The sequence below is a fragment of the Glaciecola sp. MF2-115 genome, assembly GCF_047250385.1.
Lineage (GTDB): Bacteria > Pseudomonadota > Gammaproteobacteria > Enterobacterales > Alteromonadaceae > Glaciecola.
Genome location: NZ_JBLBVM010000046.1, coordinates 48,487 through 68,277 on the forward strand (window position 1 = coordinate 48,487; position 19,791 = coordinate 68,277).

16 protein-coding genes are annotated in these 19,791 nt (G+C 41.9%); 11 read left to right on the plus strand and 5 right to left on the minus strand.

Annotated features, from left to right (window positions below; genetic code table 11):
• Positions 1-65 precede the first annotated feature (65 nt).
• Positions 66-1,130, plus strand: coding sequence for a uroporphyrinogen decarboxylase (gene hemE, locus ACKLNX_RS06740; RefSeq protein ID WP_411694501.1), 1,065 nt, complete (start codon positions 66-68; stop codon positions 1,128-1,130).
• A 68-nt stretch (positions 1,131-1,198) separates the two neighbouring features.
• On the opposite strand, the gene queG is transcribed toward hemE, so the two are convergent.
• A complete protein-coding gene (queG, locus tag ACKLNX_RS06745) occupies positions 1,199-2,509 on the minus strand; it encodes a tRNA epoxyqueuosine(34) reductase QueG (protein ID WP_412971746.1) in 1,311 nt (436 codons plus the stop codon).
• A gap of 19 nt (positions 2,510-2,528) precedes the next feature.
• Between queG and ACKLNX_RS06750 the strand changes: the two genes are divergently transcribed.
• From ACKLNX_RS06750 to hflC, 9 genes are all read left to right on the plus strand, one after another.
• Positions 2,529-4,028 carry an NAD(P)H-hydrate dehydratase gene (locus ACKLNX_RS06750; protein WP_412971747.1) on the plus strand — a complete coding sequence of 500 codons (1,500 nt, stop codon included), beginning with the start codon at positions 2,529-2,531 and terminating at the stop codon, positions 4,026-4,028.
• Positions 4,029-4,047: 19 nt separating this feature from the next.
• Entirely contained in the window at positions 4,048-4,542 is a 495-nt protein-coding gene (gene tsaE, locus ACKLNX_RS06755) for a tRNA (adenosine(37)-N6)-threonylcarbamoyltransferase complex ATPase subunit type 1 TsaE (protein ID WP_412971748.1), read from the plus strand.
• Positions 4,543-4,734: 192 nt separating this feature from the next.
• Positions 4,735-6,069 (plus strand): N-acetylmuramoyl-L-alanine amidase, encoded by a 1,335-nt coding sequence (locus ACKLNX_RS06760; protein ID WP_411694505.1) that lies wholly within the window; start codon positions 4,735-4,737, stop codon positions 6,067-6,069.
• Positions 6,070-6,087: 18 nt separating this feature from the next.
• Positions 6,088-7,956 (plus strand): DNA mismatch repair endonuclease MutL, encoded by a 1,869-nt coding sequence (gene mutL, locus ACKLNX_RS06765; RefSeq protein WP_412971749.1) that lies wholly within the window; start codon positions 6,088-6,090, stop codon positions 7,954-7,956.
• Between the two features lies 1 nt (position 7,957).
• Positions 7,958-8,911, plus strand: coding sequence for a tRNA (adenosine(37)-N6)-dimethylallyltransferase MiaA (gene miaA / locus ACKLNX_RS06770; RefSeq protein ID WP_412971750.1), 954 nt, complete (start codon positions 7,958-7,960; stop codon positions 8,909-8,911).
• A gap of 98 nt (positions 8,912-9,009) precedes the next feature.
• Complete coding sequence (gene hfq, locus ACKLNX_RS06775; protein ID WP_411694508.1) at positions 9,010-9,249, plus strand: RNA chaperone Hfq; 240 nt, start codon at positions 9,010-9,012, stop codon at positions 9,247-9,249.
• Positions 9,250-9,321: 72 nt separating this feature from the next.
• Complete coding sequence (gene hflX / locus ACKLNX_RS06780; protein ID WP_411694509.1) at positions 9,322-10,605, plus strand: ribosome rescue GTPase HflX; 1,284 nt, start codon at positions 9,322-9,324, stop codon at positions 10,603-10,605.
• 104 nt (positions 10,606-10,709) lie between these two features.
• Entirely contained in the window at positions 10,710-11,867 is a 1,158-nt protein-coding gene (hflK, locus tag ACKLNX_RS06785) for an FtsH protease activity modulator HflK (RefSeq protein WP_411694510.1), read from the plus strand.
• 3 nt (positions 11,868-11,870) lie between these two features.
• Positions 11,871-12,752 (plus strand): protease modulator HflC, encoded by an 882-nt coding sequence (hflC, locus tag ACKLNX_RS06790; RefSeq protein WP_412971751.1) that lies wholly within the window; start codon positions 11,871-11,873, stop codon positions 12,750-12,752.
• A gap of 155 nt (positions 12,753-12,907) precedes the next feature.
• On the opposite strand, the gene ACKLNX_RS06795 is transcribed toward hflC, so the two are convergent.
• Genes ACKLNX_RS06795 through ACKLNX_RS06810 form a run of 4 tightly spaced genes read right to left on the minus strand, consistent with a single transcriptional unit; the run spans position 12,908 to position 17,893 of the window.
• A complete protein-coding gene (locus ACKLNX_RS06795) occupies positions 12,908-15,055 on the minus strand; it encodes a putative bifunctional diguanylate cyclase/phosphodiesterase (RefSeq protein ID WP_412971752.1) in 2,148 nt (715 codons plus the stop codon).
• 4 nt (positions 15,056-15,059) lie between these two features.
• Entirely contained in the window at positions 15,060-15,551 is a 492-nt protein-coding gene (locus tag ACKLNX_RS06800) for a Rab family GTPase (RefSeq protein WP_411694574.1), read from the minus strand.
• Positions 15,551-17,353, minus strand: coding sequence for an OmpA family protein (locus tag ACKLNX_RS06805; protein ID WP_412971753.1), 1,803 nt, complete (start codon positions 17,351-17,353; stop codon positions 15,551-15,553). Before ACKLNX_RS06805 ends, ACKLNX_RS06800 begins: the two co-directional genes overlap by 1 nt.
• 6 nt (positions 17,354-17,359) lie before the next feature.
• Complete coding sequence (locus ACKLNX_RS06810; RefSeq protein WP_412971754.1) at positions 17,360-17,893, minus strand: hypothetical protein; 534 nt, start codon at positions 17,891-17,893, stop codon at positions 17,360-17,362.
• A gap of 190 nt (positions 17,894-18,083) precedes the next feature.
• Between ACKLNX_RS06810 and ACKLNX_RS06815 the strand changes: the two genes are divergently transcribed.
• On the plus strand, positions 18,084-19,694 hold the full coding sequence (locus ACKLNX_RS06815) for an AbgT family transporter (protein ID WP_412971755.1): 1,611 nt from the start codon (positions 18,084-18,086) through the stop codon (positions 19,692-19,694).
• Positions 19,695-19,791 lie beyond the last annotated feature (97 nt).

A 19,791-nucleotide genomic window follows, 5' to 3' on the forward strand; every position in this document is an offset into this window, starting at 1 on the left:
AAGCGCCTAAGTCTGAAGTACTAATCTCTTATCGAGTCAGTTTCAAATTTCACAATGAGTAAAGCATGACCCCATTAAAAAATGATAGATATTTACGCGCGCTCTTAAAACAACCAGTTGACGTCACTCCTGTGTGGATGATGCGCCAAGCCGGGCGCTACTTGCCTGAGTATAAAGAAATTCGTGCGGAAGCCGGTGACTTCATGGCATTGTGCACTAATCCCGAATTGGCGTGTGAAGTGACTTTGCAGCCGCTTCGCCGTTTTCCTCTCGATGCAGCGATCCTGTTTTCAGATATATTGACGATTCCAGATGCAATGGGCTTAGGCCTTTATTTTGAAACTGGCGAAGGCCCTAAGTTCAAGTCACCGATAGTGGATAAAGCCGGTGTGGACAAATTACCAGTGCCCGATCCAGAAATTGAATTAAAATACGTAATGGATGCAGTTCGCACCATTCGCAAGAATTTAAAAGGCGAAGTGCCGCTTATTGGATTTTCTGGAAGCCCGTGGACTTTAGCTACCTATATGGTGGAAGGCGGTTCAAGCAAAGCGTTCACTAAGATTAAAAAAATGGCTTTTGCCGAACCACAAGTTTTGCATGCCTTACTAGACAAACTTGCCGACTCTGTCATTCTATATCTTAACGCGCAAATCGCGGCAGGCGCTCAGTCTGTCATGATTTTCGATACTTGGGGCGGCGTGTTAAGTCCGCGCGATTATAAACTTTTCTCTTTGCAGTATATGGAGAAGATTGTTGCTGGATTAACCCGAGTTTACGAAGGTGAGAAAATACCGGTCACATTATTCACCAAAAATGGCGGTATGTGGCTTGAAGCAATTGCGGCTACAGGTTGTGATGCTTTGGGCTTAGATTGGACGATTGATATTGCAGATGCAAAAGCTCGTGTAGGTGACAAAGTAGCGCTTCAAGGTAATATGGACCCTTCAATTTTGTATGCACAACCAGAGCGCATAGAGCAAGAAGTGAAAGATATCCTTGCTGGCTTCGGTGAAGGTGAAGGTCACGTATTTAACTTAGGCCACGGCATCCACTTAGACGTACCACCTGAGAATGCCGGTGTGTTTGTTGATGCGGTTCATAAATACAGTGCGCAATATCACAAATAAAACAGCCTAGGGTGGTATCAAACCTGAGCTACAAAAACGTCGACTATTTTTCTAAGTAGTCGACGTTTTTATTTGTGTTTTGGCATGCCTTTTTCAATACTGCGGATCAGTCTTTCGGTTTTACGACTGCCTACTAAGCTCTCAGTTTTTCCAACAGACGTTTTAACGTTTTTATTCTCCGCTTTATTTCTCTCGGCTATATTTCTCTCAGCCACATTTATCTCGGCTATTTTTAAACTATCTTCAAAAGCATAGTCTGCGTCATAAATCGAAAGTTCATCTAAAGCCCATTGGATATGCTCAGCGACCATTAATTCCGCGTTCTTATCTTTTGAGTTTTCTTGTTCAGAAGCTTCTATTATTTCAAGCGCCCTGCGTAGTTCCGAGCGTAACTCTTGCGCTTCTTCATAACTTTGGGGTATTTGATTTCCCAAACCCACAGCGAGATTACGTCTCCATCTGTGATAAGCAATTCGCCTTATAGCGGAGCCTTCAGTATTCACTAAAAACTCCTCTTCAGACCAACGAAACAAATCTAACAAGGAACGATTGTGCATGTGTTGACGGGCAAAGAAATCTTTTTCTTTGGTGACTTCTGCATATTTATTCCAAGGGCATATTAGTTGACAATCGTCGCAACCATAGACGCGATTTCCTATCGCCTTGCGGTAAACGACTGGAATCGCTTCATCATTTTCTATGGTTAAATATGAGATGCATTTACGACCATCAACGATATAAGGAGCGACAATGGCCTGAGTAGGACAGATGGAAATGCAGGCGGTACATTTACCACAATTTTCCTCAACAGCTTTATCGACCGGTAAGGGCAAATTGATAAATAATTCACCAAGAAAGAAATAGGATCCCGCTTCTTTATTGATGGTAAGTGAGTGCTTACCTGTCCATCCGATGCCTGCCTTCTCTGCAATGGCGTGTTCTAGGACAGGCGCTGAATCAACAAACGGGCGAAATGACAGATCTTGAGTATATTCTTGTATTTGTTCTGCTAATTTTTGTAGCTTCTTACGAATCACTTTGTGATAGTCGCGACCCAAAGCATAGCGGCTAATATAGGCAGTTGAGGATGATTTTAAGTTACTCGCAAATGAAGCGTCTGGCGGCAGGTAGTCCATGCGAACGCTGATAATACGCAAGGTGCCAGGAACAAGTTCGCTAGGTGAAAGGCGTTTATCAATATTACGTTCAAGAAAAGACATATTGCCGTGATACCCATTTTCAAGCCAATTTTTCAGCGCCTTCGCATGCTGATTCAGATCAACATCACTGACTCCTATTTGCTGAAAACCTAGCGCCTTACCCCAAGTCTTGATATTGTCTCGGAGCTGGTTTAAATCTATTGAATTAATAACGGACATTTTCTACGGACACATTCACATGTTGCATAAAAATACAGCCCCAAGTCTAACACAGAAACTCTATCGTGCTGACCAAGTTAAGCATTTGGAATTAGAAGCAGCTGCAAAAGTAGGGGTCTCTAAATTTGAGCTCATGCAAAGAGCAGGAAAAGCTGTATTTGAACGTTGCGTTTCATTTATGCCCATTGCACACAACTATCTTATATTAGTCGGAGTTGGGAACAATGCTGGAGATGGCTACATTACCGCTTTAAATGCTGTAAATGCAGGTAAGTCGGTCGTTTTGTGTGCAATTGACCCAAGTCGTGAAGTAGTCGGTGATGCCGCTCGAGCGCAAAAAGCTTGGCTCGATAATGGCGGCAAGGTCGAAGCTTTTGATATCAAAATGCTAGAGCGCTGTGACTTGATCATCGACGCTTTATTAGGTATCGGCATTGTGGGCATCATTCGCAACGAGTTTGCCGATGTTATTGACGCTATCAATAATTCTCAGGTGCCGGTGGTTAGTATCGATTTACCAAGTGGCTTAGATGCAGATACCGGCGAATCATTAGGTCGTTGTATTCAGGCGGATATGACGATTACCTTTATCGGTATTAAGTTGGGCTTAACCACTGGCGCAGGGAAACAGTCTTGTGGGAAGCTTGTATTTGAAGATCTCGGTATAGGAAAAGCGTTTGCAGAACTGGCGCGCAGTGACGCAAACGCATTGGATATTGCACATTTTAAAGGATTAGCACCTAGACCTGTGCACAGCCACAAAGGCACGTATGGGCGCTTACTATGTGTAGGTGGCAATGCAGGTATGGCGGGCGCTATTCGACTCAGTGCTGAAGCAGCATTACGCAGCGGTACTGGCTTAGTTAAAGTGTTTGCACACGAAAGTTCGAAAGTACAAATTAGCGCTGGCCGGCCTGAAATTATGGTGACAACTTCGGGTTTAGATGAAGCCTTGGAGTGGGCAACATGCATCGTCATTGGTCCTGGTTTAGGTCAGGATGATTGGGCGAAGGCTACCTACGATACAGTATTACACTATTGTCAGACTCATCCAAAACCTATGGTTATCGACGCCGATGCATTAAATATCATGGCAAGTACAGCGGCTTTCATTAACATTGATGATTGCGTAATGACCCCGCACAGCGGTGAAGCAGCTCGATTGTTAAGTGTGAGTATTGAAGAGGTTGAAAACAATCGGTTCATATTTGCGCGTCAAGTTGCGGAACGATATCACACAACTTGTGTCCTAAAAGGGGCGGGAACCATTATAGACGACGAGCAGAACTCTTGGGTTTGCAGGCATGGCAACCCAGGCATGGCAACAGCAGGTATGGGTGATGTATTAACCGGCATTATTGGTTCATTAATGGCACAAAGCGTAGAAACGCATTTGGCTTGCCAATATGGTGTATCTTTACACGCGAAGGCTGGCGATATAGTTGCTGAAAGTCAGGGGCAAAGAGGCATGCTAGCAAGTGATTTATTTGATACAGTGCGCATGTTAATTAACGAGTAGTTAAGAGTCTATCGGCACTATGATCAAGAACAAATTTGTAGCTCATTCAGAAGATGATACTAAAAGTATTGCCCAAAAAATGGCAGCGACACTAAAGCAAACGGGTTTAGGAGGGCTTACTGTCTACCTAAATGGTGATTTGGGGGCGGGTAAAACGACCTTTACGCGCCATTTAATTCAAGCTTTAGGCCATGTAGGTAGTGTGAAAAGCCCAACTTATGCTTTAGTTGAGCCATATGAAATAGACGATATTAAGCTATTTCATTTTGATCTCTATCGATTGGCGGACGCTGAAGAGCTCGAGTTTATGGGAATTAGGGACTATTTCAGCAAAAACAGTATGTGCCTAATTGAATGGGCAGAAAAAGGTTGGGGCTTACTTGCTAAGCCGGATATTGAGTTAGATATAAAGATTGATAGTGAAAGTGGCCAAGGTGACGAAAGTAGACAATTTGAGTTTCTCGCCAAGTCTGAAGCTGGTGAGTGCATAATTAGTTCGATGAAAGAGGCGTAAAAGATCTTTTATTGTTTCAAGGGCCGCTAGTTTAAGTCTCTAGGGACTGCATGGATGGAACGAGTGTACGGTAAAAGAGCATGAGTAGCCCAAGTGCATGGATAAAGGAAGTCAGTAAGGTCATTCTGTATGTTTCGATACTGTGTTAACCTTAGGCTGTGGATGTTGGTACAATAAGAATAATAAAATACAATGAACAAAAATGTAGTTGCATGCAAAGTAGTGAGTATCATCCTAGCGTTTTTCGTTAGTCTGGCCTCGTATGCTCAAGCACAATCTAATATTACTGACATAAGAATTTCTCCGAACAATGAGAACACTCGCATTGTTATTGATGTTTCCCAGCAAACAGCATATTCCTTCTTTACGTTGCAGTCCCCCGAGCGGCTTGTGGTTGATTTCAAAAACACCAATCGTGAATTCAACTTTAAAACAGTCGACAACACCAGCAATCTGATTAAAAAAATGCGTCACTCAAGGCCTAAGTTGGCAACTGATATGCGTATGGTTATTGAGTTAAACAAAGAGGTGAATTCCGAGCTGTTTTCCTTAGAACCCAGCGCTGACTTTGGTCACCGAATCGTAATTGATTTAAAGGACCCCAATCCAATTGCTGTTGCGACAAACAAAGCTGCGCCAAAACGCGATAAAGATATTGTGATTGTCATCGATGCTGGGCACGGTGGTGTCGACCCAGGCTCTATTGGACCTCAGGGTACCTACGAGAAAAACATCACTTTAAGTATCAGTAAAATGCTTGAGAAACGCATTAATGATGAGCCAGGTTTAAGAGCGGTAATGACGCGAACCGGTGACTATTATATTAGCCCAAACGATCGCCCTGACTTTGCCACAAAAGAAAGTGCTGACCTGCTCGTTTCAATTCACGCTGACGCATATTCATCGCCGCAGCCAAGAGGCGGCTCAGTTTGGGTCTTGTCCAAAGGGCGAGCAGACAGTGAATTGGGTAGACTATTAGAAAGAACAGAAAGAAACTCTGAATTGCTAGGCTCGGCGGCAAACGTGATCGGTGACCGAGATACTGAGCGTTATTTCGCAGAAACAATTTTCAACATGTCGATGGATTTGTCGCGGGCTTCAAGCTATGACGTGAGTAACAAAGTCATAAAAGAAATGAAGAAAGTAACGAGAATGCATAAAAAGACGCCGCAAAGTGCGAGTTTTGCCGTGTTAACAGCACCTGAAACACCTTCCATTCTGGTTGAGGTTGGGTTTATTTCTAATCCTCAAGAAGAGAAAAACTTAAATTGGCGAGCGTACCGTCAGCAGTTGGCCGATTCATTGTTCAAGTCTATTAAACTCTTTTTCAGAAACGCCCCGCCAGAGGGTACCTTGTGGTCCATTGAACGCGATAATCAGCCGAAACAGCACAAAGTTAAGAGTGGTGAATCGCTTTCTTTGTTGGCGAAGCGCTATAATGTCGATTTAGACCGTTTGCGAGAAGCAAATGGTATTAAGGGCGATTTAGTAAGAATAGGGCAAGTACTGACTATTCCAGCCTATTAACTAAGCGAAGATCTTGCATTGACTATTAAAATACTACCCGCTCGACTTGCGAACCAGATTGCCGCTGGCGAAGTGGTTGAGCGACCCGCATCTGTCATAAAAGAATTAGTAGAAAACAGCATCGACGCAGGTGCCACTGATATCTTGGTCGAAATTGATAAAGGCGGCCACAAACGCATGCTGATTCGCGATAATGGCAAGGGCATTCCAAAAGAAGAACTGAGCTTGGCGTTAAGCCGACACGCAACCAGTAAAATTGAGGATATCGACGACTTAGAGTCGATTACTAGTTTGGGCTTTCGTGGCGAAGCGCTAGCCAGTATTAGTTCTGTCAGTCGATTAACATTGACATCAAAAACAGACGAACAAGGCGAGGCTTGGCAGGCACATTGCGAAGGTAGGGAGATGGAAATTCAACTCAACCCAGCAGCGCATCCAAAAGGTGCATCTGTTGAAGTACTTGATTTGTTTTTTAATACACCAGCGCGCCGCAAATTCTTAAAAGCAGAGAAAACTGAATTTCAGCATGTAGATGAAATTTTTAAACGTATCGCCTTAAGTCATTTCGAAGTGGGTTTTACTCTGAAGCATAACGGTAGAGTTGTGCATCGCTTTCCAGCCGTCACACCTGAATTAAAAGATAAACGAATAGCTGCAGTTTGTGGTCACGCTTTCGTACAATCAAGTATCTGTGTGCAGGGTGAATATCAAAACGTGAAGGTCACTGGCTGGTGTAACTCTGTTGGTCAGGGGCGTGGCACTAACGATTTGCAATATAGCTTTGTTAATGGCCGCATGATGAAAGATAGAGTAATTCTGCATGCGATTCGCCAAGCATTTGAAGGCATGATTGATTCGCAAACCTATCCGGCATTTGTTCTATTTATTACGATGCCCCCAGAAGAGTTGGATATTAACGTGCACCCTGCGAAACATGAAGTTCGATTCCATCGCAGCCGAGAAGTGCATGATCTTATCTATAAGAGTATTTCTGATGCATTATTGATGAGTGCTTCAACAGACGCTATTGAGTTTGATCCAAGCGACGAGAGTGATACGGAAAACAGCAATGTGACTTCCTTATACGAAGTCCCAAAACATGCTTACCAGCAACCACAAGGGGGAGCACCGGACACGAGTTACATTGCCCCTTTGCAAAGAAGCCCCTCACCTTCAACTTACTCGCCTCAGGCCAAAGGCTTTGAGAATAAAACTAGCTCATATGCGGGTAGAGCCTTCCATGGCAATGGTGAAGTGAATAAGGGGGCGGCTAAGCAATATCAAAACCTCATGAGCACAAGTCATTCTGATGCTCAAGGTGAAGCTAGTCTTGATAATACGCCATTCTCATTTTTGCTCACCGAGTCAAAGCAATTGGTATTTGTGCGCGGTGAAACAGTTGTTTTCCTTCCTGCTTTTTATGTACCGGCTAAGGTATTTTATGAGCAAATTCAGTCTTCGGGTGTTCAGCAACCATTACTCATGCCAGTTTCAGTTAAACGAGATGTCGCCGGAATTCAGCAGAGCGCCGAGAGTCAAACGCTTGAGTCAGCACGCCAAAAGAGATTAAGTCTATTGGAAGAACTCGGTTTTGATATTCAATTACATGCTGGCAAGTGGATATTAAAACAAGTGCCGGCAAGCCTAAGACAATTACCGTGGGTTTCCATTTTGCCTATGCTTCTGGACTCTGAACATGCTTTTAATAATGGTGAGCATTTACTACAGTTTATTTGTTTTTGCTGGGCACAATCTCATGAATTCACCTATGCAGAGCTTGCAAATTGCTTACAATCCTTGTCACAAACTCAGCAGCTAGAATTAATAGAGCGATTTGCACAGAGCAATGCGGTCCCAGCGATACATTTTTCGACAGACACAAACTAGTATGAGTGAAACGATAGCGGCGCAAATTGAAAATGACAAAGCATTGCCTAAGGTGGTAACCATCATGGGCCCTACCGCTTCAGGAAAAACCGCACTGGCTATTGAATTGGCTCAGGCTGTAAATGGGGAGATTATCAGTGTCGACTCTGCGTTAATTTACCGCCATATGGATATTGGCACGGCTAAACCCAGCTTGGAAGAGCAGGCGGGGATCCCACATTGGCTAATAGATATTGTTGAGCCTGAGCAATCATACTCTGTAGCTGAATTTTGCAAAGATACAATCGCCTGTATCGAAGATATTCTTAGCCGAGGAAAAGTGCCGATCCTAACCGGCGGTACAATGATGTATTTCAATGGTTTGATAAAAGGTTTGTCGAACTTACCAAATGCGGATGAGAAAACGCGCGCTCAGATTCAATTATTCATCGACGAGCATGGCTTGGAAGCGGCACACGAACAATTAAAAGAAATAGACCCCGAAAGTGGCACTCGAATACATCAAAACGACCCTCAGCGAATAATGCGAGCCTTGGAAGTATATGCATTAACAGGTAAAACAATGACAGCCTTGCAGGGCATAAAACCAGAACCATTGCCCTATGATTTTGTGCAATTTAGTTTGATGCCTGAGGATCGCGCATTGCTTCATAAGAGAATTGAGCAACGTTTCGATCTGATGCTACAGAACAACTTTGAGCAAGAAGTGAAGAACTTGCGAAAAAATAAAGCCTTACATTTAGATTTGCCAGCGATTCGTAGTGTAGGCTATCGTCAAATGTGGCAATATCTCGATGGCGTGTTTAGTTATGACGAAATGCGAGAAAAGGGCATTATTGCTACAAGGCAACTTGCTAAACGTCAAATTACATGGCTACGTGGCTGGGAAGGCGCTATTTCATTGGAAACTGGCGATTCAAAAAATATCGATTTGATTTTGCCGTATATTCGTTAAAATTGGGTACATATTTTTGCTTGAATAGTATACACTCGTCAAATAGTGAGAGTATTCCTAAAGAATAAAAAACATAATAATAAGAGTAAGGATCACAAATGGCTAAAGGTCAATCACTTCAAGACCCATTCTTAAATGCTTTAAGAAAAGAACGTATCCCAGTATCTATTTACCTTGTAAATGGCATCAAACTGCAAGGTCAGGTGGAGTCATTTGATCAGTTTGTTATCCTTTTGAAAAATACAGTAAGCCAAATGGTATATAAGCATGCAATCTCTACGGTTGTGCCTGCTAGAGCTATCGTAATGCCTACTCAAGGCGACGGCGAAGGCGAGTAATGCCCCAAGGCTTCAACATCACTATCTACACTCAAGTCGTTATAATTGAAAGTAATGTAAACGGAGCCTTATTTGTTTGATCGTTACGAAGCCGGTGAACAGGCTGTTTTAGTTCACGTTGATTTCTCTGATGAAAGCAACAAGGAAGACGTGAACGAATTGCAAATGTTAGTGAGTTCAGCAGGTGTGAAAACTGCATCTGTGCTTACTACATCTCGACGTGCCCCACATGCTAAATTCTTCGTTGGTAGCGGTAAAGCTCAAGAAATAGCAGATACCGTTAAAGCCATTGGCGCAGATGTTGTGATTTTTAATCACCAACTTTCACCTTCACAAGAAAGAAATCTTGAAGCGTTAATATGCTGTCGTGTGCTTGACCGTACAAGTTTGATACTTGATATCTTTGCTCAGCGAGCACGGACTCACGAGGGTAAATTGCAGGTCGAATTAGCACAATTACGCCATTTATCGACTCGACTTATCCGAGGCTGGACTCACTTAGAGCGCCAAAAAGGCGGTATCGGTTTGCGTGGCCCTGGTGAAACTCAATTAGAAACTGACAGACGTTTATTACGAGCTCGAGTAAAAGGCATTCTAAAACGTCTCGAAAAAGTTAAAAAACAGAGGGAACAAGGTCGACGCTCTCGTAAGCGCGCCGAAATACCAACGGTATCGCTAGTCGGTTATACCAATGCGGGCAAATCGACATTGTTCAATACAATTACAGACGCAGGTGTTTATGCTGCGGACCAATTGTTCGCGACACTTGACCCTACTTTGCGTAAAATTGAATTGGAAGAAGTTGGCCAAGCTATTTTAGCTGACACAGTAGGCTTTATCAGGCATTTGCCACATGACTTGGTTGCGGCATTTAAAGCCACGCTCCAAGAAACGCAAGAAGCTGATTTATTACTGCACGTTATTGATTATGCCGACGAGCAGTACCTTGAATATATTGACCAAGTAAACGAAGTACTTGATGAAATTGATGCCGGTGATGTACCGCAATTAATCATTTGCAATAAAATAGATAGGCTAGATGGTGTTGAACCAAAGATAGATAGGGACGATACTGGTCGGCCAATTCGAGTTTGGGTTTCAGCGCAAGACGGTTTGGGTATTGATTTATTAAAAAATGCCCTCACTGAATGTTTACAGCAAGCAATGGTTGAGCATCAATTAAAAGTGCCACCAAATGAAGGCAGCTTGCGTGGAATGCTCTATAATCTTAATTGTATAAAGAATCAAAGCTATTCAGAAGACGGCGATTGGTTGGTTGATATCAAAATGTTGGAAAGTGATTGGAATAAGATTAATAAACAATTAGATAATCGTTTAACTAATTACATTTTATAAGGTCTTATTCACATAAAGACAAATCTATTCGATTCAATGGTAAGTATAAATAGCAATTAAACAAAAACTGTAACTATTAATGACTTTAAATACGGAGTACTTGTATGGCTTGGAATGAGCCGGGTGGTGATAAAAACGACCCTTGGAAAAATCGCGGCGGTAAAGAACAAGGTCCACCAGATCTTGATGAAGTACTGAAAAATTTATTTGGCAAGTTTGGTAAGTCAGGTGGTAATGGCGGTGGTAGCGGTAAAAGCTATACAGGCCTGGGCATTGGCTTGGCACTAACAATTGTTGTGGTTGTATGGGCACTGAGTGGTTTTTACACCATCAAAGAAGCAGAACGTGGCGTAATCCTTAGATTCGGTGAGAATACCGGCGTCTTAGCACAGCCAGGTTTAAGCTGGAAGATGACTTTTATCGACGAAATCATTCCGGTTAACGTACAAAATATTAGTTCTTTGGGTTCGGCAGGAGCAATGCTGACAGAAGACGAGAATATGGTACGCGTTGAAATGGAAATGCAATACCGTATTGCCGACCCATATAAATGGAAATTCTCCGTAACAGATCCAGAAAGAAGTTTAAGCCAAGCTCTCGATAGCGCCATTCGCTATGTGGTTGGTCATACTCGTATGGATGACATTTTGACTGATGGTCGTGAGACAGCAAGACAACGTGTTCGTGAAGAATTGGTTAGCATTATCAATGCCTATGATATTGGTGTGAATGTTATCGATATGAACTTTAAAGACGCACGTCCTCCGCAAGAAGTAAAAGCGGCCTTTGATGATGCGATTGCGGCACAAGAAGATGAAGTACGCTTTATTCGTGAAGCTGAAGCTTATGCTAGAGAAATTGAGCCAAGAGCGCGTGGTCAAGTGAATCGAATGAACGAAGAAGCTCAGGCTTATAAAGAACGTTCAATCTTGGAAGCTCAGGGTGAAGTGGCTCGATTTGAAGAGTTACTTCCACAATATCAAGCAGCGCCAATTGTAACTAGACAGCGTTTATATCTAGAAACGATGGAGCAGGTTTATGCCAGCACCAGCAAAATTATCGTTGACACCAAGGGAAGCGGAAACATGATGTATCTGCCTTTGGACAAGATAATGGAACGTCAAAATACACAAACTCAAGCTCAACGTGACCAAGCTAAAAATACTTTAGAAGGCTTGCGTAATTCACCAGCGGCCGAAGAGTTATTAAATAGAACGCAAGATACCAATTCTCGCAGTAGCATTAGACAAGGGAGAAACTAAAACATGAAAAATTTATTAGCTATCGTGTTAATAGTCTTGTTGGCTATTGGTTATGGTTCGATCTTTGTGGTTAAAGAGGGTACGCGTTCTATCGTTGTTAGATTCGGTAAAGTGGTTCAAGATGATGATGGCAAAACCATGGTGTATACACCGGGCCTGCATCTGAAGTTGGCAGTATTTGATAAGGTTAAGACGCTAGATGCGCGCATTCAAACTTTGGATGAGCAACCTGATCGATTCGTTACTATCGAAAAGGAAGACTTAATCGTCGATTCTTATGTTAAATGGAAAGTTCAAGATTTTGAACGTTACTATCTGTCTACAGGCGGAGATAGATTTCAAGCAGAAAGCCTATTGAAGCAGAAAGTAAATAACGGACTTCGCTCAGAATTTGGTTCACGAACTATCAAACAGATTGTATCTGGTGAGCGTAGTGAATTGATGGATGAAGCAATGAAACAAGCTTCAGGCAGTTCTGATGAGCTTGGTATCCAGATTATTGACGTAAGAGTAAAACAAATAAACTTACCAACAGAAATCAGTGATTCAATCTTTAACCGTATGCGCTCTGAACGTGCTGCAGCTGCAAGAGAGTATCGTTCTGAAGGTAAAGAGCAAGGTGAGATTATCCGCGCCAACATCGATGCTAAGGTAACGATTATGTTGGCTGATGCTGAACGTAATGCTCGTCAGTTACGTGGTGAAGGTGATGCACAATCTGCAAAGATTTATGCTGAAACATTCTCTAAAGATCCTGAGTTTTACTCATTCTTGAGAAGTATGGATGCTTATAGAAGCGCGTTCAACAGTAAGCAAGACGTGATTGTGTTGGAGCCTGATAGCGAATTCTTTAACTACTTGAATTCTCAATCTGGTAAAAAGTAACTAAATTATAGTTTCAAGTAAAAGGGCCTCTGTTAATTATTCTTCAAAGTTTAATTAACAGAGGCCCTTTTTTTATGTCGTACTTTTTATGCCGTACTTTCTATGCCGTACTTTATATGTCGTTCTTTTTATGCATTGCTCTTAATGCAGTTTTTTTAGTTGTGATTCAATTCAACCAACTTAATGAAGTCATATATTGGAAGGGGCCTACTTAGCAAGAACCCTTGTCCGACTAAGCATTCGTGATCCTGCAAAAACATCTTCTGTTCTTCGGTTTCAATGCCTTCAGCGACCACATCTAGTTTCAAGCTTTTTGCCATAGCAATGACAGCTAGGACGATAGCTTGATCATCTGTATTAAAGCCGAGGTCAAACACAAAAGACTGGTCTATTTTTAAGGAGTCGATTGGTAAGTACTTTAAGTAGCTTAGTGAGCTATATCCCGTTCCAAAGTCATCAATTGCTACTGTGATACCCATTTCACGTAACTCTTGTAGTAACTTACTGATCTTCTCATGGTTGTCAACGAGCACACCTTCCGTGATCTCGAGCTCAAGTAAATCCGGCGATACTTTATTTGTCAAAACCGCATTGCTGATAAAGTCAAAGAGGTGTCTATCGGCGATTTGACGAGGCGATAAGTTCAAAGACAGTGTGACGGATAGGTTTTGCGTTGTAAGTTGTGACAACAGCTTACATACATTACTAATCACCCATCTTCCTATTGCAACGATTTGACCACTTTCTTCTGCGATTGGGATGAAAATATCAGGGCTGATTGTTTCATCCTCGCTAATATGCCATCTAAGAAGCGCTTCAGCTTTCACAATTCTGTTGCTCTTTAGATTATAGATAGGCTGCACATATAGCTCAAACTGATCCCTCTCAATTGCGTGACGCAGTGCCTCTTCAAGCATGAGTCGTCTTTCTGAAGCTATTTTCAAATCCAGCGAATAAAATTGAATAGAATCAGAGCCGCTTTGTTTCGCATGATGCAGGGCTAAGTCTGCATACTTCATTAATTCTTCAACCGTGCCGCCGTCTGATGGGTAGCTTGAAACGCCAATTTTTAAAGGAAGTTCACAACGACGTTCCTTATTGGTGAAATAAGGTTCGTTTGAGGCATCCCTTAATACTTTTGTAAGCTCGATGGTCTCATTCAAGTATTCTTTAGAGTCAGGTTTGCCATCAATGTCTTTAGCGAAGTGAACTACAGCAAATTCGTCAGCGCCGATTCGGGCTAAGAAATCATTTTTAGGGACAATAGTTTTTAAGCGATTTGCGACTTGGGTAAGGAGCTGATCACCCGTTAAGTGGCCATATAATTCGTTAATATTTTTAAAGTTATTGATGTCTAAATAAATAACGTAAAAGGGCGTGCCACTTGCGATGGTTTGGTCGAGTGTTTGCCAAAAATACTGGCGATTTGGCAACTTCGTTAAGGCATCGTGCAAGGATAAGTCTTCGTTTGTTTGCAATAGATATTTTACTCGGGTGACATCACTTGTGGTAAATATCCAGTTGCACAAGTTTCCCTTTTCATCTTTAACAGGGTGTATTCCCAGCTGTATCCACTTATGGTGATTAGGCGGTAAGTGCCAGTATAATTCACCTGTCCAGCTCGATTGTGTTTCAAAGATACGATCACGCTCAGGAAACTGTTTACTCAATAAGTCTAGGATGACATTGACGGGCGATTGCTCTGAAAGCCCCATCTCCATTTCGAATATTCTGTAAGAGCTTGGGTTAGACTCGGAAATCTGAAATTCAACATCGGTAATTACCACTCCGATTGATGCATATTGAATTGCTTCTCGAATAGGTAAATTACTATTGTCACCTAAATCCTGCTTCATCAATACTGAACGCAGTCTTTCGTGCATGTAATCATGCTTTTCAATTACTCGATCGTTTGAAATCAATAATTCACGGGCGACTTGCAGGGTTTCTTGCTGCCGTAAATACTCATCTTGAACATTCTTAATGACTAGGTAGTTATCAGGGCCAGCACTTGCAGCCACTGCTTCAAGGTGCAAATTGCCACCCTTTACGTCTTCAGTCCAAATACCACTATGCACTTGACCTTCAGAATATATTTTCCAAAAATCATGTGCTTCATATAAGAAATCCGAGAGGAATAAACTAGTATCGCTAATATCAACAACACTATTGTTATTTATAGAGGGGATAAGATCACCAACCCAACTAGGTGTGGCTTGTATGACTTCGAAAATGTTGTCGTTACGCAACTTTAGAATTGCACAGTCTATAATACCTAGGGCTTGAATGAGTGACGATTGCATTATATTAATCCATTATTGTCTTTGCCAAAAACGTAAACATGTCTTCAACTTGACTACCTGTCTTTGCGCTAGTGTTAAACACCCCATTAAAGAGGGAGCCAACATTTTCAATATCATTTTGCGCCCAATTAATTGCAGGGGATAGGTCGCTTTTATTGATAACTAAAATTGCAGGAACATCAGTGTGCTTTTGTGCTTCTTTGTATACTTCAATAGCTTCAACAAAAGACGCACTTCTTGTTTGATCCATTACAATCACGTATGCAGCTGCACCGCGCAAATATCTTGGGTTGAACCCACAATACTTATCAATCCCCTCTAAATCCCAAAGCATTAACTGCACGGGAGTAAAGGTAGAATCGATAATCTTTTTATCAATTTTCACGCCAATACTAGTGAGGTATTTTTCGGAAAAAATACCGTCTACATATTGTTTAATGAGACTTGTTTTACCAACACCCGTTGGTCCAAGTATACAAATCTTTTTCTGTAGCATCATTCAACAACTCGACCATTTAGTTCTGCAAACATAACATTAAACAATACCTTGCGGGTTGTCTTTATGTTGCCCGGCAATTCAATTTCGCCTATTCCTACTGAAAAGATATGTTCGGGTTTTAATCCGCGCTCTATCAACGCTTCCCTAACCACTAGTGCTCTTTGGCGGCTCAGCCTCTGATTAAAACTGCGCTCACCACTACTATCACTTGCGCCAACAATGACTAGGTTTGTGCTGCGATTTAGTTTTTTCGCAAGCCTTTCTATATTAATATAGTTTTCAGTGACCTTGTCTAATCCTGTGTTTTGGTCAGGAGAGAGAGATGTTTCTCCTGGGTCAAAACCAATCTGAATACTACTTATTTCACCCACTAGACGAATAAATAACTGTTCGTTAACCGCCGTGTTCTCAGATAAATCAAACGCATTATCGATTATCTCTAATGCTTGACTATCAATGTTTAATAATTCAATACCGGGTATTTGATTTAATTGACCCACTAAGTTTTGGTATTCATTCAACTCTATACTACCCGTAAATGCCATTGATTGAGTATCAAAATCGACTGACTCGTATTGAGATACGATCTTTTCAATTTTATGTTTTAAAAGTGCAGAGTCTATCGAAATGAAGGGAGTTTCAATTACTTTGACGTATGCAGGATCAATATCAGATTGTGCTAGCCAATCTTCTGTAGTCATTGCGTCGGGATCGCGCATGACTTTTAACTGAATATGATAGCGTTCGCTTGCATTTAATTTTTGCACTACAAGGCCTGGTGTATTGGGCAAACTTTCTATTTCGCTGATTGTATAGTTAGTGTATATCCAGCCAAAGATATACCAACCAATGGCGCCTAAAAGGATGAAAAATACGATTAAGCCAAAAATAGGTTTTTTCACTGACTTTTCGTTTTCGTCTTTGGCTTCTGATAAAAGACAGTCTTGTAATAAGGAGTCGGCTGTTAGAAAGGCCTTGCTATCGCCATTGTAAGATTTTAGGTCGTCAAGAAATATGCGTTGAATTTCCTCAAGCGTCACTTGTAATTGGATGTTTGCTTCTCTCGAGATATTGCCTGTTACCGCCGCAACTAGTATCGCATGCGGACTTTGACGGATTAGCAAAGTGAAATCATCAGTTTTGATTGTATCTAATTGCTGTTCATTACCTTCATTAGACGGATTAAACGAATCCGCTACAAAATCATTAATAGCAGTGAGCATCGCTGATACTAAGTCGGCGTCTTCTTCTTTAAAATTATCAGAGACGACTGATTTTAGTAGACTTCCGGTTTGTTTATGAATTAAAAAAACCTGCTCTACTTTAAATACAAAGGTTTGCGAAGCGACATACTCGGAAAAAGAAACACCTGCTCGCCAAGCGCTAATGCGCCACTTGATGCCTTTAGCCGTAAAGCTATTCTCAATGATGTCATTGGTTTTTTCGATAAAATCGGTAAAGAAGACTGCAACTGACTTTCTGACGAGGCTGCCCATTAGGGGATACAGATAGTCGATAAACTCGTCGCGTTGATTCGATATCGACTTTTCAACTGATTTTGCAACGATAGGCTGGATAATACGTTGCACAGAGCCATCTTGTTGCTCTCGGTCGTGCAAGGCTTCAGAAAGAACTTCTGAAACCATTTTTCTTGATTCGGCACGCAGCTCCGAAACACTTTCCTCAACTTTATGTCCAACAAGAATTTGGCGAAGCGCTGCTAATTGAATATTTTCTTCATTCAATTTGCTCTCGTCCTTTTGAGAACCCTTGTTGTCTTGCACCTCGTTATCCTGCATGAGTTATTAATCTGTTTCCAGATTTGATGCCATGGTTGCAAGCAGACGAGCAAGTGTTTTCCTATCTGTTTTCGTATCGGTAAGTTCGTGGGAGACTTTTGCAAGTTTGTCCATTGCTTCAATATATTTTGATTCGAATGATACGGTAAGCGCAGCCATTTCTTTGTCAATACGATCATGCAAGGCATCGGCGTCATCTTTACCAGATGATTCGGCCATTTCGAGCTGCGAATTAAGTGCTTCGCTCGCTTTCACCATGCTGCTGTGATTTTCTTCGTGATGCGAGTCAATGTTTTGTAGTTTTTTATCAAGAGCATCAAGTGAGCGTTCGAACTGTTCTTGCATCTCACTAAAGTGCTGAATTTGTTGTTCTTTCATTGCGCTGAGTGCGCTACTGAGTTCGTTATGAATAGAGTCAATGCGACTCTCAATTGACTTTTTAGCTTCGCCAAAAACAATAGAACGAAGTTGTTCCAATTCAGATAATATGGGCTCATCACTTTGAGTATTGGAATCTGTTTTACTGGGTTTCGCTGACATTCTATCCGCCTTCTTTCCTAATGCACGCCAAGTCGTGTTCTTTGCTCTTAAAATGATACTACTCTGTTTTTACTGCATAATTAAACTATATTTTTAAGCTGTCGCGGATACGCGACAATTTTTTGTGTCATAAAGTGACAATTTAGGTATCATTTAACAATAGAATAACAATAATAAAAGTGAGCAACAGTTGAGTAGTAGCAAAACATCTCCCAATTCGCCCTCAAATCAACCTCAAGATTTATCTAAATCAGGTTGGTTTTCTAAGTTCTTATCAACGGTTGAGTGGCTAGGAAACCTTTTACCACACCCCATTACCTTATTTGCTTTATTAGCGGTCATCATTGTTTTGTTGAGTGGCGTCTTAGGCTACTTTGACGTTAGTGTTGCAGACCCCCGTCCAGAAGGTAGCAAGGGGCGTGAACTGGATGGCTTTATCGAAGTTATTTCACTCTTAGATGCGGAAGGCTTGCGCCGAATAGTGACAAACCTAGTTACCAACTTCACTGGTTTTGCACCTTTAGGTACCGTACTTGTTGCTTTGCTAGGGGTGTCGCTAGCAGAACACTCAGGGCTTCTTAGTACTATCATGCGTTCAATGGTAATGAATGCCTCTAAACGCATGGTAACCGTCGTTATCGTTTTTGCTGGTGTTGTATCAAACACCGCATCTGAACTCGGTTATGTAGTAATGATTCCTTTAGCTGCGATGATATTCCACTCTCTTGGGCGTCATCCATTAGCTGGTTTGGCTGCAGCATTTGCTGGTGTTTCCGCGGGCTACAGTGCGAACATATTGATTGGGACAGTTGACCCCTTGTTGGCTGGTTTCACCGAAAGCTCAGCGCGCATTATTGATCCTGATTACACGGTGAGTGCCGAAGTAAATTGGTACTTCATGATTATCAGTACATTCGCGGTTGCCGCAATGGGCGCGTTCGTAACTGAAAAGATAGTGGAGCCCAGACTCGGTACTTACAATCCTGACGATGCTTCAATAGATTTAGGAAAGCAGCAACTTGATAGTCCAACTGCACTTGAAATTAAAGGAATGAAATGGGCTGGGTTTAGTTTTCTTTTGCTATTAGGCCTCCTTGCATTAACCGTTGTTCCTGCGGATGGTATTTTGCGAAACCAAGAAACAGGGTTGGTAAAAGGTTCACCGTTTCTTAAAGGCATAGTTGTTTATATCTTCATTACTTTTGCGATACCGGGTTTTGTGTACGGTAAGATCGTTGGCACAATGAAGAATGACCGTGATGTTATCGATGCGATGGCGAAAAGTATGAGTTCGATGGGCTTATACATTGTATTGGTGTTTTTTGCAGCGCAGTTTGTTGCGTTCTTTAAATGGACAAATTTAGGTACTGTGCTCGCAGTTAAGGGTGCGGCAATACTCCAAGCAACAGGCTTAGACGGACCAGAAGTCTTTGTCCTCTTTATCCTCATGTGTGGCTTAGTTAATTTATCTTTGGGAAGTGCATCAGCTCAATGGGCAATTACTGCGCCTATATTTGTGCCAATGCTAATGCTAATTGGCTATTCTCCTGAGGTGATCCAAGCCGCGTATCGAATTGGGGATTCAGTAACGAATGTCATCACACCGATGATGAGTTACTTCGGTCTTATATTGGCCATTGGTGTGCGCTATAAGAAAGATCTGGGAATAGGAACACTGATAGCAACTATGTTGCCTTACACGATGGTCTTCATGTTTGGTTGGACAATACTGTTCTATTTGTGGGTATTTGTATTCGGTTTACCTGTTGGTCCTGGCGCACCAACATACTACACTCCATAGTGATAATGCGCCGATGCAAGTGTTCTGCGCTTGCATCGGTGTCTATATTTAATAATATTCGGTTTGAATATCACTATTTCAAACATCTAGTCCAAAA

What these genes read in the sequence shown, in the direction of transcription:
- ACKLNX_RS06800 (WP_411694574.1), bottom strand. Translation starts at nt 15,551, where the DNA reads ATGCTACAGAAAAAGATTTGTATACTTGGACCAACGGGTGTTGGTAAA.
- ACKLNX_RS06750 (WP_412971747.1), top strand. Translation starts at nt 2,529, where the DNA reads ATGTTGCATAAAAATACAGCCCCAAGTCTAACACAGAAACTCTATCGT.
- queG (WP_412971746.1), bottom strand. Translation starts at nt 2,509, where the DNA reads ATGTCCGTTATTAATTCAATAGATTTAAACCAGCTCCGAGACAATATC.
- ACKLNX_RS06810 (WP_412971754.1), bottom strand. Translation starts at nt 17,893, where the DNA reads ATGTCAGCGAAACCCAGTAAAACAGATTCCAATACTCAAAGTGATGAG.
- tsaE (WP_412971748.1), top strand. Translation starts at nt 4,048, where the DNA reads ATGATCAAGAACAAATTTGTAGCTCATTCAGAAGATGATACTAAAAGT.
- ACKLNX_RS06805 (WP_412971753.1), bottom strand. Translation starts at nt 17,353, where the DNA reads ATGCAGGATAACGAGGTGCAAGACAACAAGGGTTCTCAAAAGGACGAG.
- ACKLNX_RS06795 (WP_412971752.1), bottom strand. Translation starts at nt 15,055, where the DNA reads ATGCAATCGTCACTCATTCAAGCCCTAGGTATTATAGACTGTGCAATT.
- hfq (WP_411694508.1), top strand. Translation starts at nt 9,010, where the DNA reads ATGGCTAAAGGTCAATCACTTCAAGACCCATTCTTAAATGCTTTAAGA.
- miaA (WP_412971750.1), top strand. Translation starts at nt 7,958, where the DNA reads ATGAGTGAAACGATAGCGGCGCAAATTGAAAATGACAAAGCATTGCCT.
- hemE (WP_411694501.1), top strand. Translation starts at nt 66, where the DNA reads ATGACCCCATTAAAAAATGATAGATATTTACGCGCGCTCTTAAAACAA.
- hflK (WP_411694510.1), top strand. Translation starts at nt 10,710, where the DNA reads ATGGCTTGGAATGAGCCGGGTGGTGATAAAAACGACCCTTGGAAAAAT.
- hflC (WP_412971751.1), top strand. Translation starts at nt 11,871, where the DNA reads ATGAAAAATTTATTAGCTATCGTGTTAATAGTCTTGTTGGCTATTGGT.
- ACKLNX_RS06760 (WP_411694505.1), top strand. Translation starts at nt 4,735, where the DNA reads ATGAACAAAAATGTAGTTGCATGCAAAGTAGTGAGTATCATCCTAGCG.